The 17070-nt window shown below is 68.8% G+C and carries 14 protein-coding genes; 6 read left to right on the forward strand and 8 right to left on the reverse strand.

The features are described from left to right. Positions 1 to 6 precede the first annotated feature (6 nt). From GBA65_RS19255 to GBA65_RS19290, 8 genes are all read right to left on the reverse strand, one after another. Entirely contained in the window at positions 7 to 654 is a 648-nt protein-coding gene (locus GBA65_RS19255) for a CpsD/CapB family tyrosine-protein kinase (protein WP_166397926.1), read from the reverse strand. Continuing rightward, entirely contained in the window at positions 647 to 1411 is a 765-nt protein-coding gene (locus GBA65_RS19260; protein ID WP_166397927.1) for a Wzz/FepE/Etk N-terminal domain-containing protein, read from the reverse strand. The genes GBA65_RS19255 and GBA65_RS19260 overlap by 8 nt, the downstream gene beginning before the upstream one ends. After that, positions 1401 to 2195 (reverse strand): tetratricopeptide repeat protein, encoded by a 795-nt coding sequence (locus tag GBA65_RS19265; protein WP_166397928.1) that lies wholly within the window; start codon positions 2193 to 2195, stop codon positions 1401 to 1403. Before GBA65_RS19265 ends, GBA65_RS19260 begins: the two co-directional genes overlap by 11 nt. Positions 2196 to 2370: 175 nt before the next feature. Beyond that, positions 2371 to 2934: a hypothetical protein gene (locus tag GBA65_RS19270; RefSeq protein ID WP_166397929.1), complete on the reverse strand. Its 564-nt coding sequence runs from the start codon at positions 2932 to 2934 to the stop codon at positions 2371 to 2373. A gap of 291 nt (positions 2935 to 3225) precedes the next feature. Further along, positions 3226 to 5232: an O-antigen ligase family protein gene (locus tag GBA65_RS19275; RefSeq protein WP_166397930.1), complete on the reverse strand. Its 2007-nt coding sequence runs from the start codon at positions 5230 to 5232 to the stop codon at positions 3226 to 3228. Positions 5233 to 5454: 222 nt separating this feature from the next. Continuing rightward, positions 5455 to 6015 (reverse strand): CAP domain-containing protein, encoded by a 561-nt coding sequence (locus tag GBA65_RS19280; RefSeq protein WP_166397931.1) that lies wholly within the window; start codon positions 6013 to 6015, stop codon positions 5455 to 5457. 295 nt (positions 6016 to 6310) lie between these two features. Further along, positions 6311 to 7054 (reverse strand): hypothetical protein, encoded by a 744-nt coding sequence (locus tag GBA65_RS19285; RefSeq protein ID WP_166397932.1) that lies wholly within the window; start codon positions 7052 to 7054, stop codon positions 6311 to 6313. A gap of 51 nt (positions 7055 to 7105) precedes the next feature. Beyond that, positions 7106 to 7663 (reverse strand): hypothetical protein, encoded by a 558-nt coding sequence (locus tag GBA65_RS19290; RefSeq protein WP_166397933.1) that lies wholly within the window; start codon positions 7661 to 7663, stop codon positions 7106 to 7108. Between the two features lie 119 nt (positions 7664 to 7782). On the opposite strand from GBA65_RS19290, the gene GBA65_RS19295 reads away from it, so the two are divergent. The 6 genes from GBA65_RS19295 (at position 7783) to GBA65_RS19320 (ending at position 17065) form a co-directional block, all read left to right on the forward strand. Continuing rightward, positions 7783 to 9138: a M20/M25/M40 family metallo-hydrolase gene (locus GBA65_RS19295; protein WP_166397934.1), complete on the forward strand. Its 1356-nt coding sequence runs from the start codon at positions 7783 to 7785 to the stop codon at positions 9136 to 9138. Continuing rightward, complete coding sequence (locus GBA65_RS19300; protein WP_166397935.1) at positions 9135 to 9722, forward strand: hypothetical protein; 588 nt, start codon at positions 9135 to 9137, stop codon at positions 9720 to 9722. The genes GBA65_RS19295 and GBA65_RS19300 overlap by 4 nt, the downstream gene beginning before the upstream one ends. A gap of 65 nt (positions 9723 to 9787) precedes the next feature. Next, positions 9788 to 10906 carry a hypothetical protein gene (locus GBA65_RS19305; RefSeq protein WP_166397936.1) on the forward strand — a complete coding sequence of 373 codons (1119 nt, stop codon included), beginning with the start codon at positions 9788 to 9790 and terminating at the stop codon, positions 10904 to 10906. After that, a complete protein-coding gene (locus tag GBA65_RS19310; protein WP_166397937.1) occupies positions 10907 to 12961 on the forward strand; it encodes an ATP-binding protein in 2055 nt (684 codons plus the stop codon). Positions 12962 to 13043: 82 nt separating this feature from the next. Further along, a complete protein-coding gene (locus GBA65_RS23670; RefSeq protein ID WP_228282012.1) occupies positions 13044 to 14189 on the forward strand; it encodes a metallophosphoesterase family protein in 1146 nt (381 codons plus the stop codon). After that, complete coding sequence (locus GBA65_RS19320) at positions 14186 to 17065, forward strand: AAA family ATPase (protein ID WP_166397938.1); 2880 nt, start codon at positions 14186 to 14188, stop codon at positions 17063 to 17065. The genes GBA65_RS23670 and GBA65_RS19320 overlap by 4 nt, the downstream gene beginning before the upstream one ends. Positions 17066 to 17070: the final 5 nt, after the last annotated feature.

Here is a 17070-nt window from a genome sequence, read left to right on the forward strand (position 1 = left end):
CATCTCCTAAACACTCCCGTTCAGTACCACCCCGAGGAGGTTGACCCCGGCGTCGAGCAGGTCGTCCGTCGCCTCGCGGGCGTCGCTCTTCGGGGTACGGGTGGCGTGTATGACCAGGAGCACCCCGTCGAAGCTCCCCGAGAGCACGGGCGAGTCTAGCACCTCTCCGGCGACCGGCCCGTCGAGGAGCACGACGTCCGCTTCCTCGCGCATCGCCCGAACGGCCCCGACGAGACCGTCGGACTTCATCCTCGCCTCTGCGTCCGGCAGCACCGGACCGGTGGGGACCACGAGCAGCCCCGGCGCGACCTCGAAACCGTACGCGCCCGGCGACCGGCCGTTGCCTATGGCGTTGGTCACGCCGGTGAAGTTTGGCTTGTCGAAGAGCCGGTGCAGGCACGGGCGGTCGAGGTTGCAATCGAGGATGGCGACCCGGCGGCCGGCCTCCCCTCCGGCCAGGGCGGCGCCCAGGCCCAGGCACACGCTCGTGCGCCCCGCCCCGGGCTCCGGGCTGGTCACGACGACGCTCCCGACGGGCCCCCTGGGCAACGAGAGCAGGTTCTCCGCCAGCTCCCCGAAAGGTCCGTCGGGCGCGAACCCCCGGTCCAGCGCCCACGCCGCCTCCGCCGAGACCTTCGGCCCTAGCTCAACCAACCTTCTCCTCCGGCGCATAATCCGGGATAACACCGAGGACCGGCGCCCGGAGCGTCAGCTCCGCGTCCCGGGCCCCGCGCCACCTGCGCGTCCCGCTCTCGAGGGCGAAGGCGACCCCACCCCCCAGCAGCAGCCCGGCGAACCCGGCCACGGCCCCGTACAGCAGCGGGGTCGACACCCTCCCGCTCAGGAGCTCCGGCTCACGGGCCACCGTGACCTCGGCGGCCAGTGTCCCGCCGACGGGCCCCTGCCGGTTGAGCTCCTCCGTCCGCTCCACGAAGACCTCCGCGTACTCGCCCGCCACCCGGCGGGCCTCCCCCGCGTCCTCGGCGGAGAAGGTCACCAGGATCTCGCCGGCGCGGTAGTCGTTCTCCAGCTCGAGCCTCTCGTTGAACTCCTGCGGGCCCGACGTCCAGCCCGCGCGCTGCATCGTCTGCCGGGACAGCTCGGCCTGGGGAACCTCGTCCCTCACCCGGTTGATGAGGGCCTCGGAGCTCTGCCCGGCGCCGGGCTGAGCGGCCAGGTTCGCCTCCCCGGCCACGGGATCCTCGGGTCCGAGACCGTCGTCGGTGGCCCGTACGGACAGCGCCGCCCGAGCGACGTAAGCCGGTCCCCAGAACAAGGTCAGGAGGGTGGCCGAGAGCATCAGCGCCAGGGCGATCCCGCCGACCAGGAGCCTCCGGCCCCACAGCGCGTTGAGGAGCTCGAAGAGGGTGACGTCGTCCCTCTGCTCCCACCGCCAGCCCTCAGACTTCACTGTTCAGCACCGTCTCCCGGTAGCCCTCGGGGTCCGTGTTTAGAAGCTCGAGGATAGCCGGGGCCTGCTCGGCTCCGCTCTCCGCGAGCGCCGCCCGGGCCTCGTCGTAGCGGCCCTCGACCACGAGGGCGTCGGCGAGGGCGAGGTTCACCGAGGTCACGAAGGCCTCCCGCTCCTCCCGCTTCGCCCCCTCGGCCTTCTCGAGGTTGGCGCTCGCCCTCTTCTTCGCCTTCAAGAGCGTCTCGACGCCCTTCTCCGGGTCCCCCGTCCGCACGTAGATCTTGCCGAGGTTGAACAGGCCGCGCGGCGGTATCTTCTCGAGCTCGACGAGCTTCTCGTACTCCTGCTTGGCCGCCTCGAGATCCCCCACCTGCGTGTGAGCTTGCGCGAGGGCGAAGATCAAACCCGTATCCCTGGGGATCTTCTCGAGCGCCGCAGCGTAGCTGTCTACGGCCGCCTCGGGCTGGTTGAGCCTGCTGGACTGGAGGTTCCCCAGATACACGAAGTTGGCGTAGTTGGCGGGGTCCCGATCTATGGCCTCCCGGAGCGCCCTCTCGGCGGCCTCGTCCTGGCCCTGCTGCTGGAGCAGGTTGGACTGGACCATCAGCGGCATGGAGTCGAACGGGTTGAACCGCGCCGCGGCCCTCGTCTTCTCCACCGCCCCCTCGATATCGCCGGCGGCGGCGAGCTGCTGCTCCTGTTTCATGTAGGCGACAGACATATACAACGAGCCTGCAAGCAGGATCAGCGCAACGACGACGAAGCCGACGGCGACCTTGAACACGCTACGAACGGAGGAATCATTCACAGGGAACGAGGATATTACAAGAAACGCCCGAGGTACAAGCGCGGTCCGCGAAACTCGAAGTAGAAATGGAGGAGCACGACAAAGAGAGGCGGGCCCCCGAAGGGACCCGCCTCTCGTTACGGCCGTAGCCGCCTGGTGCTAAGTTAGGTAATTACCTAACGATGCGGCGAGCCACGAGGCCACCGGCAACCAGGAGGGCGCCCGCGCCGAGCGTCAGGAGGCTAACGCCACCCGTCGCCGGGAGCTCACCAGCGGAAGCGGAGCCACCAGCGGAGGAACCACCAGCGGAAGCGCCAGCGCCAGCGGAGGCACCGGAGCCGGAAGCGGCGGCGGCGGCAGCGGCGGCGGCGGCGTCGCCCTCGCCCTCCTCGACAACACCGTCGTCGTCCTCGTCAACGTCGACCTCGTTGAAGCCGCCCTGGAGGAGGTTCACGCAGTACTGCACCTGCTCGGCGTCGACGCCGTTGCCGCCCTGGGCGACCTCGTTCTCGTCGCCGGAGATGTTCGCGACCGGGTTGTTGTACTGGTACGCGACCTGGTCGAGAACCTGCTCGCAGTCGTTAACCGCGACCTGGCTGTTGTCGCCGGCGGTGGCGCTGGTCTCGTCGGTGACGCTCTCGTCGTCGCCCTCGATGACCGCGTCCTGCGCGAGCGCCGGAGCAGCCGCAACCAGCACCATGGCCAGGAGAGCCGCCAACATCATCAACTTCTTCAACTTCTACCTCCTCAAAAGAGGGTTTTCATGACGGGGGTCATTTTTCCATCAGCTATCTCCGTTGTCAACGGAAAACCACAGCTTTTTTCTCTTTTTCTTAAAAAAACTTAACTTTAGAGAGGGGAAATTAGTGCCCGGGGAGGCTCGCGTAGCTCCCTTATACCCATATCCCCGAGAAAAACGCCTCACGCGCGGCCGACCACGGGCACTTTGCCTACGTCTCGATGTGTGCGCTCCGGGGAGAGGGCCCGCTCGGGGGTCCCTCCTGACTTTCGTATCGGCGCTTGCGGGCTAGTTGTCCTGCGTGGTGGCCGCGGGGCGCCTGGGGCTGTCGTAGGTGGACGTGAAGGTGCCGGCGAGGGAGGTGCTCCTACCCTCCATGACGAACCCTCCTTCCGGGGTGAGTTCCGTCGTTATCGTGATGCCCTGCGAGGGGCGAAACGCGGGACGCCCCCTGGCGTTCGGTATGGGGTTCTCGCTCGTGTAGACGCCGGCCTCCGGGTAATCGCCGCTGGCCCTTCCGATTCGTTCGTAGCGTTGCGCGGCCTGCTGGACGCTCGCTGCGATCTCGACGCGCTCGAACTCCGCGGCCCTCTCGCGCTGCTGCAAGAAGGTCGGCACGGCTATCGCGACCAGGAGGACCACGACGGCCGCGGCGACGGGCAACTCGCCGCGGCCGACGCCCGTAACGCGCCGCCGTCTGCTCCGCCGACTTCCCACGACGGTTTCGGCGTCAGGGGTCGCGGCGGGACCTTCTCTTGACGGGAGGATCTCGGTCTCTTCCTCTGGCTCTGCGTCTTCGGCGTCCCTCAGACGCATTACCGCGACCGAGGCGCCCAGCACGCCCCAGAAGGCGACGTCGGTCGCGACCGAAGGAAAGGCCGTCTGGAGCTGCAGCACGTAGGCCAGGACCGCGCCGGAGAGCGCTGCGAGGACCCACCCGCCGCGGCGGTAGGCGTTGCGGAAGTACGAGACGAGCAGCCACAGGTAGGCGGCGAGGCCCAGGATGCCGGTGGTGGCCGCGACCTGCAGCAGGTGGTTGTGCGCGCGGTCGAGGCCGCGGACCTCCCCCCTGCCGTCTTCTATCAGGGCTCTGAGGTCGTCGCTTATGTAGGGGCGGGAGGGGGCGCGGAAGTTGTCGGGGCCGTGCCCCAGCAGCGGGCGGTCCAGGATCATGGGGACGGTGTCGCGCCAGATGTACAGCCGGGTCTGCATGCTTATGTCGCCGCCGTCGCCTGAAGCGCCGCGGCTCACGCCGAAGCTAGAGGCCAGACCGCCGGGGGCTACGGCGAGGGCGGCGCCGGCGCAGACCAGCAGGATCAGGGGGAGAAGGAGCGCGAGCCGGCTCCTCCCGCGCTCGAGCAGCCAGGCGAAAGCCCCCACAAATGCCAGGTAGGCGACGAGGACGGCGCAGAAGCGGAGGGAGAGCGTGGAGAAACCGAACGCCGCGGAGGCGGCGACGGCGACGGCCATCGCCGCGACGAGGACGGCCACGGGGACCGCGAGGGGGTGCAAGGTCCCCATCCTGCGGCGGGCCGCCAGGAGGACCAGCGGCAGGGCCAGCGCCGCGCCCAACAAGGCGCCCCTCGACTCGGCGTAGATCCAGCAAGCCCCGATCAGGGCCAGGGCGAGAAGCCACACGAGCCTTCGGAGCCGCGTGCCGGCCCCCATCCACAGCGCGGCCGCAGCACCCATAGACAGGGTCAGGTAGCCGGAGAGGGTGAGGGAGTTGCCGATCGTGGCGGAGGAGCGGCCGAGGTCCGCGAAGGGGACGTTCCCCCAGCCCGATACGGGCTCGAAACCGTAGTTCTCGGCGATGCCGTACACGGAGACGAGAGCCGCCGTCGTGACCGCGGCGGCGAGGAAAACGCGCAGCCGCGAGCGGGACGCCAGGCCGCGGGCGAGCGCGTAGAAGAGCAGGACGCCGGCGGCGACCGAGAGCAACCCTTCGCCCCGGTCGCCGTAGAGGCTGTGCGCGGGCCTTTCGGAGAAGAGCGCGCTCAGGGCCGAGACGCCGAGGAGCGCCAGGACGGGGAGCAGCACCGGGAGCCGCAAGGGTCTTCCGTCGAAGACCACCATGCCCGCGACGGCGACGAGGAGCGCGACGGAGGCCGCGAGGAACGCCCTCAGCTCCGCCGTGTAGTAGGCCGCGCCGGGGTTGGAGAGCGCCGCTTCGGGGTCCACGGAGACGGGGACTAGGGCGAGGGCCGCGGCCGCCGCGATCACGCCGACGAGGCCGAACCACCTCGCCGCGGCCCCGGACGGACCCTTGCTTCGTTTGGCGCCCTCTGCGGACAAAAACACGCTCCGTAACCCGAAACCAGATCCCGCCGATTATAGGGTACGAGGCGAACGACCGTCCCCGGCTGATGGCAGGGGCAGCGATCTCACCCCGGCTCCATCAACGGTCTAAACGCGGGTTCGAGCTGGGAGACCGAGGCTCCGGTGACGGCGAATTTACGGAAGAGGGGGGCGGGGCCGATGCCTCGGCCCCGCCCCCTGAACTCCGAACAGCGTTCGTTAGCGGGAACCGAAGTTCGCGGTCCACATGGTCCCGTTGCTGCCCTTGTAGTTACCGTAAAAAGCGCCTATACCGATCTGCTTGAAGTTCTTGTTGAGGATGTTCGCTCTATGACCGGTGCTGTTCATCCACTGGCTGTGCGCCTTGTCCGCAGAAGCCGTCCCGGTCAAGGAGTTGAAAGCGATGTTCTCGCCTACCGTCCAGTATCGTCCGGACCGAGGCGTGTATCCGTACCTCTTGAGACGGTTGGCCATCGTCTCACCGTTGTAGGAGTTGTGGGAGAAGTAGTCCCTATCGATCATCTCCTTGGAGTGGGCGCGAGCCGCTCGTTGAAGGGCAGGATCGACACAGAACCTGGAGAGCCCCTTGCTAGCGCGGGCCTGATTGTGCAGGTCCAGCGACCGCTTCTCGGAATCCGCCAGCGTAATGGTCCCGCCGGCACACGTCGGCACGGTAGCGGCAGCTTCGGCCTTTCTCGGCTGGACCGCGGATGCTCCCAGAACTGCGACCGTCGCCAGAAGCATCGCCACGAAGACCACCGACGCATACCTCAAGACCATCTGAAACCCCCTCCATGCACCGACTCGTCGGCTCACTCCCGTCTCATCGGCAAAAACCACTCGTTGTCATCCATATTATCGGCACGCGAGCGCGAATGCTTTAGCCGATGGAGGGGGACATAATGCCTCCGGCATAGGGCTTCGGCAGCCGGCACGTATGCCGGTAGAGCACCTCGGTTGTTCCAGGGAGCCAAGTATTAGGGGAGTGACGAACGCGACTCGAAGCCTACCCGGAGGCCGTGGAGGAGCTTTTGGGCCGTCCGTGAAAGGAGTCGCGGCCCGCTCGGGCGCGGCGCTATTTGTTGATGGATCTTATGAACGTGACGATGAAGACGGCGGAGATCAGCATGAGTCCTCCGGCGGCGACGAGGCCGAGGGCGACGAAGAAGAGGGTCCCCGAGTCCGCTTCGCCCCACTCCCTCGTGGCCCAGACGAAGGCGAAGAGGGCGGCGAAGAAGGTCAGCAGGATCAGGATCATGCCGCCTGGGAGGTCCCGGATCTGGATCGCCGCCTTCTCGACGGCGTAGGGGAGGCGCCCCTTCGGGTAGCCCGTCTGCTGGACGTTCTCCAGGGCGCCCTGGAACTCCCTGTCGCCGGCCAGACCGATGACGCGCGAGAGGTAGTAGGCCTCCTTCGCGGACTTGCCGGACCTGAGCAGTTCGAGGTAGTTGCGCCTGTAGAGCTCGACCGCGCCCGAGTGCGGGGAGGCGAGCTGCTTCAGGAAGGCGTGCGTGTCGAGGCGGCTCGTGTAGCGCCTGACCTCGCTCTGGGAGGGTCGCTCGCCGGGGCTCAGGCCCTCGCTGCGGCGGCGCATGATCTCGGCCACCTCCAGAAAGAACATCTCGCGGGAGAACTCGAGGGCGCTCTGGCGCTCGCGGCGGCGGGAGGAGATCTCCGTCCTTATCCCGCGAGCCCGGTACTCCTCGCGCCTGAGGCGGTAGACCTGCTCCTGGTAGAAGTCACGGTCGGGGAGCGAATCGGCAGAGTCGCGTAGCCCGTAGGCCTCTTCGAGAGTCTCCGGAATCCTACGTTCTTCCATAATCCGGCCTGATCTACGCTCCTACCCGCCTACCCAACCTTGGGATGGGAATCATACCACGCACGCAACATGCGTAGCCCCGATCAAACCCTCTCTTCGGGCTCGAGAGCGACGCCCCGGGTCTCCCAGAGAGCATAAGAGAGGGACCCGCCGCGCGCCCTGACCTCGAGGTGCCCCCCTCGGCCAGGCCCCGAGCATCGCCCCGGCCTCGGCCACCGTCAGCGACGTCTCCATCGCCGCCCCCGCGGGCGTCAGCTCGCCCCGCTCCCGCAACGCCCCGAGGAGCTCCCGCTCCCTGCCGTTCCCGGAGGGCAGATCCTTCTCGCCGTCCACGACGCCCGCGATGCCCCGGATAAAGAGCCCGAAAGCGGGGAAGATCGCCCACCCGAACACGAAGATCAGCCACGACATCTCTTCGAAAAGGGTCAGCAAGAGGATCGAGGCCACGACGATCGGCACGATCACGACCGCCCCCACCGCGACGCATGCTTCGGGGCTCATCTTCCCGACGTCGAGCCCGAAGAAGTCGTGCGAGTGGGGACGGCCGCGATGATGGCCCGCGTGGCGGGGCTCGCGGGGTTGCACGTCCTGGCGCGGTCTCCGGTCCAAGGTCATCCTCCTTGCCCCAAATATAGCAGCAAGCCGCGGGACGGACCACGCCGCAGAGCGACGAATCGACGGCCCGGAGATGCTAACCTCTCCGCGAGCGGAACGGAGGTACGGTGGTCTTGGATACGAGGGATCTCAGGGGGCGCGTCGAAGGCTCGAAGGACGCGTTTCTGGAGGAGCTGAAGGAGTTTTTGCGCATGTCGTCGGTCTCGGCGCGCGAGGGCGACGACGCGGACTTTCGCGGCTGCGCCGAGTGGGTGCGCCAGAAGCTCGAGGAGGCGGGGGCAGAGGCGCGCCTCATGGAGACGCAGGGGCATCCCGTGGTGTACGCGGAGATCGGCGAGGGGGACCGGACGCTCCTCTCTTACGGGCACTACGACGTGCAGCCTCCGGAGCCGCTGGAGCAGTGGGAGAGCAACCCGTTCGAGCCGACCGTGCGCGGCGGCTCCCTCTTCGCGCGCGGCGTCGCCGACGACAAGGGCGACGTGATGTCCCGCATCCAGGCGCTGCGCCTATATAGGGAGGAGGTCGGGCCGCTCCCGTTCAAGCTGAAGTTCTTTATAGAGGGCGAGGAGGAGGTCGGCAGCCCCAACCTCGCGCCCTTCGTCCGGGCCAACGGGGAGCTGCTCCGGGCGGACGCCTGCCTGTGGGAGGGCTCGATGAAGGACGAGGCGGGGAGGCCGATGGTCTTCTGCGGCACGAAGGGGATGGCCTACGTCGAGCTGCGGGCCAGGGGCGCCTCCCACGACCTGCACAGCATGTACGGCGGCATCGCCCCGAACCCCGCCTGGCGGCTCGTGCAGGCGCTGCGGACCATAAAGGACGAGAACGGCGAGATCACGGTGGACGGGCTCATGGAGCTCGCCGAGCCGCCGTCGGAGGGGGACCTGGAGGCGTTGAAGAACATCCCCTTCGACGACGCGGCGCTAAGGGAGTCGTGGGGTGTGGACCACCTGGACCGGAACCTCACCGGCGAGGCGGCGCTCAGGGAGTACCTGCTCAAGCCGACGGCGAACATCGCGGGCATCCACTCCGGCTACGCCGGCCCGGGCTCGAAGACGATAGTTCCTTCCGAGGCGTACGTGAAGATGGACTTCAGGCTCGTCAAGGGCCAGAGCCCCGGCCCGGTGGTCGCCCTGATCCGGGAGCACCTCGAAAAGCGCGGCTTCGACGACGTGGAGGTCGTGGACCTGCACGGGGTCGAGGCGGCGAAGACCCCGGTCGACTCGCCGGTCGTGCGGACGGCGATCGAGGCGTGGGAGGGGGTCGGCGCCGAGGCGGTCGTCTACCCGACGGTCGGGGGGAGCGGCCCCACCTCGCTTATAGCGACGGAGCTCGGGATACCGACGATCATGACGGGTGCCGTGGCGAACGCGGGGAGCCGCATCCACGCCCCGAACGAGTCGGTCAAGCTCGACGACTACTTCGAGGCGATCTCGTACTTCGCGGGCTTCTTCGGGAGGTTCGCCTCTTGACGGATGGGGTCCGCGAAGGCGGCCTGAACCTCCCGGAGCGGGTGCGCGAGAGCCTGGCTTCGGCGGTGGCGGAGAGGGGCGTGCAGGCGCGCGTCGTCTCGACGCAGGGCCGGGAATCCATGAAACCGCCGCAGGGGCACGTCGTGGTAGCGGCGGAGCCCGAGGAGATCGAGGGCGTGAGGGGCCCCGCGCGGATCGTGCGCAGGCTGGAGCACTACAAGACCTTTTACGGCCCCGTCGTCCGCCTCGCCGTGAGCGTCTACCCCATGGACGGCGAACCCCTGAGCGCTGGGACCGTTCTCAACATCAGCCAGGTCAGCGGCGACGCGGCCCTCTCGGGGCTCGGGCGGCAGGGGAGCCTCTACCTCCACTTCTACGCCGCCGAGGGGGGCGACCTCTCGTACGCGTTCTCCAAGGAGGTGCCGAACGGCCCCGAGCAGCGGGCGGAGGCGAAGAAAGTCCTGAAGATGGCCCGCGACGCCTACGCCCAGACGCGGGAGGACAGGCGGAGCTTCCGGCGGGCGGTGATGCTCGCCGAGAAGCAGTTCGAGCTTCCTGTACCTGAACCCGACGTCGAGGCGTAGCCGAACCGAAAAGTCCTGCTTATACTGCGTCACGTGATCAGGAGGACGAGAAGCGTGAGCCGCCCGTGAGGGATTTCGCGGCCCGGATCGACCGGGCGCTCTCCTCTGCCAGAAAGCATGGGGTACGCTTCTCCGCTGGCGCGGGGGCGGGGGACATGGAGATGCAGGGGCTCGGAAAGGGCACGGAGGACGAGGGGCTGCCCGTGGGGGGGCCGGACCACCTGGAAGGGAGGCCGGGCTGGAGGGACCCCGGGGTCCCCGACGGCTCCTCCAAGCTGTGCTACTTCCTGGACGGGGTGCAGAGCACGCGGGAGATAGGCAGGATCGGGGCGGTCCCCATCGTCGTCACGACCGTGGCGGCCACGATCATCAACCGGTGCGACCGCCGCTTCTCGCGCGTGGGGATCGAGGAGGGGCCGCCGGTCGTGGTGCGGGCCGTGATCCTGCCGAACAGCATCGGGGACGAGAAGGTCGCCGCCCTGTGGGAGGCGCTAACGAGCTCGGGGCTCGTCGGCCTCGAACCGGGCGAGGACCCCCACCACCCCGACCTCCTCCTCGACTCGACGGAGTACGCGGCCAACCCCGACCCCTCGGACTACGTCGGGCTCAGGGAGAGCGCGATGGTCCGCGTGCGGACGCTGCGCGAGCGTCTGGAGACGGCGCTCCTGAGGCGCTGGGAGACCGACGATCGGGTGCTCGGCGGCGACGACTGGATCGCCGTGGACGGGCAGCTCAGGGACATCAAGGAGTCGAACCGCCGGGCCGTCGGGCTCATAAAGAGCGTGGCCCGGCCGGAGTTCACCGGCGAGGAGATAGGCGTCCTGCTCGACCTCGAGCCGGGGATGAGGACGACGAGCTTCGTCCCCGGGTGGCAGCGGGAGCTCCCCCCCAACGAGCGGCGGACGTCGTGGTACATGAGGATGTGGCCGCCCCAGAGCGGCGCGGACGCTCTGGGCTCGCTGATGCGCGTGGAGGCGCAGCGCGGGACCTCGGCCGAGGAGGTAGACGAGATCTCCCGCTGGATCCTGGCCGAAAAGGCCCCGCTCGCGAAGCCCGACTCGCGCTGGCCCGCGATGATCTACCCGATACAGTACGTCGAGAAGGTCCTGAAGCCCACGGTACAGGGCTCCGAACGAGCATTCGCGCGCCTCGAGCGCGGGCTCGCCGCGAACGGAGGGAACTAGATGCCCAACCCGCTGCACCCGGAATTCCTGGATCGGACCGACGGCCCCATCGGCCGCGTCGTCACCAGCGAGGACCAGCCCGCGACCGCACACGAGTTCTTCTTCTGGACCTCAGAATCCGAAGCGGCCAAACGGCTCGACATCGGCCACATCGTCGCCGCCGAGGCTGAGGACGCGACCGCCGTCGCCGTCCTCGACGACCCGAAGCGCTACTCCGACCTCCAGAGCTTCCTCGACGACTTCTACGCCTTCGACGGGGACCCTGCGGTCGAGGCGCTATCGGAGCGCGTCGAGATCCTGGTCTTCCGCGCGCGCGTCCTCGCCACGAAACACCGCCAGGAGCGCAAGAAGAGCAAGCGGCCGGTGAAGACCGGGCCCGTCTACTTCGCGACGAGCGAGGCGATCGAGTTCGCCCTCGGCTCGGAGGACTTCTCGGGGACGAAGATCCCGATGCTCCTCCACGAGAACGGCAACGAGAGGGACGGCTCCCCCCAGCGCACCCCCCTCTACGTGGACGAGGACTACCTACTCGGCCCCGAGGCCGGGCACATGAACATCACCGGCATGAGCGGCCTCTCGACGAAGACGAGCCACGCCCTCTTCACCATCTCGTCGGTCTTCCAGAAGGCCGAGGGGAAGACCGTCGCCGCCCTGATGTTCAACGTGAAGGGCGCCGACCTGCTGTTCCTGGACAAGCCGGTCGAGGTGAGCCGCGAGGACGACCCGGACCTCGCCGAGCGCTACGAGAGGTCCCGCCAGCGCGGGCTCTCCTCCGAAGAGAAGGAGATGTACGAGGCCCTGGGCCTGGAGATGAAGCCCTTCGAGAAGCTCCGCATCTTCGCGCCCTTGCGCCACGGGATGGACCAGGGGGACCGGACGGTTTATCCGTCGGATCTGCCAAAAGCTGCCCTGAACACCCTGAGGAACGCTCGCGGCGAGTCCGGCATAGTCCACCCCATCGTCTGGGACCTCGGGGACGTGCTGCCGCACGCCGGGCGCATCTTCGAGCAGTCGGACTACGACGACAAGTTCCGGGGCTTCGTGGAGACGCTGCGGGCCGACGGGATAGACACCCAGGACCAGTTTCAGAGCTTGATGCGCGAGATCCAGGACTACTTCGAGGACGAGGAGTCGAAGCCGTCCTGGCGCGGCCACAACCGCATGACCATCAACAAGGTCTGGAACCGCTTCAACGGCCTGCCGAGCAAGTGCGGCGGCCTGCTCGTCGGCGGCAGGGTGGAGTACTCCGGCTCCCCGAACGTGGAGGACGCGTTCTCCGACCGCGAGATGCGCGTCGTGGACATCTCGCACCTCTCCGGTGTCCCGCAGGACCTCGTGGTCACGAAGGTCATCAACGAGGTCTGGGAGAAGGCCGAGAAGGGGCTGCTCGGGGTGGACAAGCTCGTGATCTTTGTGGACGAGCTGAACAAGTACGCCCCCTCCGGCTCCGCGAGGACCTCGTCCCTGAAGGACACGCTGGTGGACATCTCGGCGCGCGGGCGGCACCTGAGCCTGACGCTCTTCGGGGCGCAGCAGTTCAGAAGCAAGGTCGACGACGAGGTGATCGGGAACGCCGCGACGAGCCTCTACGGCCGCATCGGCGACGAGGAGCTGACGAACTCGAGCTACCGCTCCTTTTCGAACACTACCCGCGAGGAGCTGTTGCAGCTGGAGAAGGGCCGTCTCCTGTTGCGCCACGCCCACTACGCGGTGCCGGTCTTCGGCCGCTTCCCCCGGCCGCCGGTCCTCATGGGCAAGCAGGGGACGGACATCTACGGGAGCCGCAACGTGGACACGGCGACGGAGGTTCAGAGCGTGATGCGCCGCCTCACGTCGAAGCCGCCGGCGCTCGTCGGCATCCGGGGGGACATCGCGGGGATGGAGGACGAACGGGTGCGCGAGGCCCTGGACGCCGTGAACGCGATGTCCCAGGGCGACGGAGGTATTCGGGATCCCTACAACGCTTTCCTCCGGACGCTGAAGAAGCCCGGCGCCACGCGGCGCACGCGGGCCAACTCGGCGGTGCTGCGGGGCCTCGAGCGGATGCGGGACTAGGGATCGACCTCTCGGACGGTAGAATGGTCTCAAGACCGTGGATCTCTAGAAGGGGAGCAGGACGCTGGTAAGGGTCGCCCACATCTCGGATACGCATCTCGGCTACACGAGGTACGCGAAGCTCAACCCGCAGACCAACCGCAACCAGCGCGAGGTCGACGCGCAGGAGGCGTACCGGCGGGCGGTCGATGCCATCCTGGAGCGTGACGTGGACCTCGTGATCCACTCGGGCGACGTCTTCGACTCCATCCGTCCGGCGACGCACGTGATCATCAACTTCCTGAAGCAGACGGGCCGCATCACCCAGCGGGACATCCCGTACTACGGCATCGCGGGCAACCACGAGACCCCGCGCCTGCGCGCCACGACGGCGGCGCTGGAGTACGGGAACATGATCGGGGCGTACTTCGCCCACGGCTTCGAGGTGGAGCACGAGCCGGTAGACCTCGGCGATATCCGCCTCTCCCTCGCGCTGATCCCGCACGGGGCGGTCGGGGACGCGCAGGTGGTCGTCACCCCGGACCGGGACGCGGACATCAACATCATGGTCACGCACGGGACGGTGCCGGGGCTCGTCGTCCACGGGCACGAGCTCGGGCAGGTGGACCTGCCGGAGCGCGTCCTCGGCGGGGACTTCGACTACGTGGCCCTCGGCCACTACCACTACTTCCACGAGCACAAGAAGAACACCTACTACGCCGGCGCGACCGAGCGCTTCGGGTTCGGGGAGGTGGATTCGGAGCCGGGCTTCGCCATCCTCACCTTCGGCGGGGCGGACGGGGTGGAGATAGAGCACGTGCCCATCGAGGCGCGGCCCATGATCGACCTGCCGAGGATCGACGCCGAAGGGATGACCGGCGGCGACCTGAACGAGGCGATCGCCGACCGGGCCGCCCGCGCCGACATAGACGGGGCGATGGTCCGCCAGAAGGTCGTGAACGCGCCCGTTGGGCTCGCCGGGGAGCTGGACCGCCCGCTCCTGAGGGATCTCAGGCGGCGGGCGCTGGACTTCTCGTTGGAGATTTCGGAGTCCGGGAGGGCCGATCTTCCGGACCCGGACGGGGAGGTCGAGGCGAGCTTCGGGTCGCTGGAGGAGGAGTTCAAGGCGTTCGTCGGGGGGCGCAGGGAGAGGGGCGAGCTCGACGCCGCTTTCGCGGGAGAGTTTCTGGAGAAGGGGCTCGGGTACCTGAGGGGCGCCGGGGCCGCGCCGGGGGAGGGGGCGGCGTGATCCTGGAGCGGCTCTACCTGGAGAACTACAAGCAGTTCCGCGAGCCGACCGAGCTGTTGCCGCCGGAGGGGGCCGTTGGCGTCGTGGGGAGGAACGGCTCGGGGAAGAGCACGATCTTCGAGTCCATCCTGTGGGCGTTCTTCGGCTCCCGGGGCGGAGGCCCGCGCTTCGCGAACGACGCGATCCCCTGGAGCGGCGGCACCGTCGCGGACAAGACGATCGTGGACGTGACGCTGAACCTCGGGGGCACCTCGTACAGGGTCTCCCGCACCCTCCACCGCGGCAAGACGGAGGCGAAGATCTTCGTCGGGGACGGCGTGGAGCCGCACCTGAGCGGGTCTTCGGAGGTCGCCGAGTGGGTGCAGGGGCAGCTTCTGTGCATGGACCGGACCGCCTTCGAGGCCACGTTCTTCGCCCGGCAGAAGGAGCTGGAGTTCTTCGCGGGGGTGACCGGGGTCGAGCGGCAGCGCGAGATCGCGCGCATCCTCGGCATAGACCAGGTGGAGGGCGCCCAGAAGCTGCTGCGCGCCGACCGGAAGGAGCTGAGGGACGGGGCCGCGGCCCTGGAGAGCATCCTCGCGGGCACGGACCACGAGCGCCTGGCTGAGGAGCTCCGCGAGGCCCGGGAGGAGCGGGAGAGGCTCGTCTCCGAGGCGAAGGGGCTGGACGGGAAGATCGCGGCGGCCGAGCAGGAGCTCGCGGAGGCCCGGGCGGAGGGCGAGAAGCTCGAAGGCGCCTACCGGCGCCACAACGACCTCCACAGGGAGCTCGCGGCGGCCGAGGGTGCCAGGGAGCGCGCGGCCGAGCGGGAGGCGGAGCTGAAGGCGCGCCTCGCGGGGCTCGAGGAGGACGAGGAGACGATCGGCAAGCTCCTCCCCCGCACGGAGGAACTGCCACGGGTGGCGGAGGAGATACGGGGCCTGGAGGAGGCCCGCAGGCGCCACGAGCGGCGGGAGGGGGCGCAGCAGGAGGCGAAGCGGCGCAGGGTCGGCGCCCACAGGGCCGTCTCCGAGGCGACGGACCTGCTGGAGGAGCTCGACGGCGACGGGGACGGGCCGCTGGAGGGGTGGGCCGGGATCTTCTCCGTCGAGGAGGACGGGGAGCGGGTGCGCAGGGCGGCGGAGGTACTGGGGCTGGCCGCGGAGGCCCACGAGGAGGCCGAGACCCATCTTGGCTCGCTGCGAGAGCGACGGTCGCGTTTCGAGGAGCTTGCCGCCGGTGAAGAGGAGCTCGCGGAGGCCAAGGAGGGCTGGGAGGCCGCCAAGACGCACGCGTCCAGCCTGGAGGAGGCGCTGAGAGACCTGGACGACGGGGAACTCGACGGGCGCATCGAGGGGCTCAAGCGCAAGGAGCGCAGGCTGGAGCGGCAGTCGGCGCAGCAGAGGGGGCTCGCCGACGCGGACGAGCGAGACGCCGAGAAGCTGGAGAAGGCGGCGCGCATGATCGAGTCCTCGGACGAGGTCGCCGAGTGCCCGACCTGCCACCGGGGCTTCGAGGCGGACGAGCACGCCGAGGTCCTCGAAACCCTGCGGCGGGACGCGGCGGGGTACCGGGCCCAGGCCGAGGAGGCGAGGGAAGAGTGCCGGCGCCTCGACGAAGAGGCGAGGGAGCTTCTGAGGGAGCTGGAGGAGATAGAAGACGTCCGCGAACGGGTGCGCTCCCTGCGCGAAGATCGCAAGGCCGCCGAGGCGCGGGGCCAGCTCTTGCAGGATGCCCTCACCCGCATCGGCGGCCGCGTCGCGATCATCAAGGAAGGTCTCAGGGGCCTCGCCCCGGTGACGGAGGAGGCGCTCGCCGAGGCGGCCTCGCGCGCCGGCCGCCTCAAGACCTTCCGCGACGCCTACCCGCGGGTCGAGGGCCTGCTGGGGAGGCACGAGAGCGCGCTCGCGGAGGCGGTGGAGCTCGAAGAGGAGGCGGCTCGTCTCGGGGAGGGCCTGGTCTATGATGCGCGACGCCACGAGGAGTTGCGCGTCGAGAGGGCGGAGATCGAACGCCTCCGGGGGCAGGTCGAGACCTTGCAGGCGCGCCTCTCCTCCCGCCCGGAGGTGGAAGAGAAGCTGGGAGACGCCACGGCGGAGGAAGGCGCGGCGAAAGAGCGTGCCGGGGCGTTGCAGGAGAAGATCACGGCGCTGGCCTTCGACGAGGACGCCTACCTCGCCAACCGGGAGAGGGTGGCGCAGGGGGAGGCGGCCCGGGAGGAGCTACGCAGGGAGCGGGACGAGCTCCGGGAGATGGCGCGCAGGGTGCAGAGCAGGGTCGAGGCGCTGGAGGGGGAGCTCAGGCGCTACGAGGAGGGGCGCAGGGCCGCCGACGAGAAGGCCGCGGGCGCAGCGCGGCTCGGGGAGATGGACAAGCTCTTCTCGGAGTTCTACCGGGAGCTCACGGCGAGGGTGCGGCCGAACCTCGAGCGCGAGGCGTCCTCGCTCGTGCGCGAGCTCACCGACGGGCGCTACGAGAGGATCGAGTTCGACCAGAACTACGGGGTCAGGCTCTTCGACGGGCTCTCGGACGCCTACGAGCTCTCGCGCTTCTCCGGCGGCGAGGCGGACATCGTCAGCCTCTCGGCCAGGGTCGCGCTCTCGAAGATGATCTCCGCCCAGGGCTCCGAAGCCCTCGGCTTTATCGTGCTCGACGAGGTCTTCGGGGCGCTCGACGCCGACCGGCGCCGCAACGTCCTCCTCGCCCTCGACCGCCTCAAGAAGACGTTCGGCCAGATCTTCGTGATCTCCCACGTCGCCGACGTGCAGGAGTCGGCCCTCCTCGACGAGCTCTGGGCCGTCGAAGAGGACGACGAGGGCCGGAGCTCGATCCGCCGCATAGACGTCTCCGCCGGGGCACCCGAGGTGCTCTTGGGCGAAGTCGCCGGCAGGCCGTAAGGTTC

Origin of the sequence: Rubrobacter marinus (assembly GCF_011492965.1) — a bacterium.
Lineage (GTDB): Bacteria > Actinomycetota > Rubrobacteria > Rubrobacterales > Rubrobacteraceae > Rubrobacter_F > Rubrobacter_F marinus.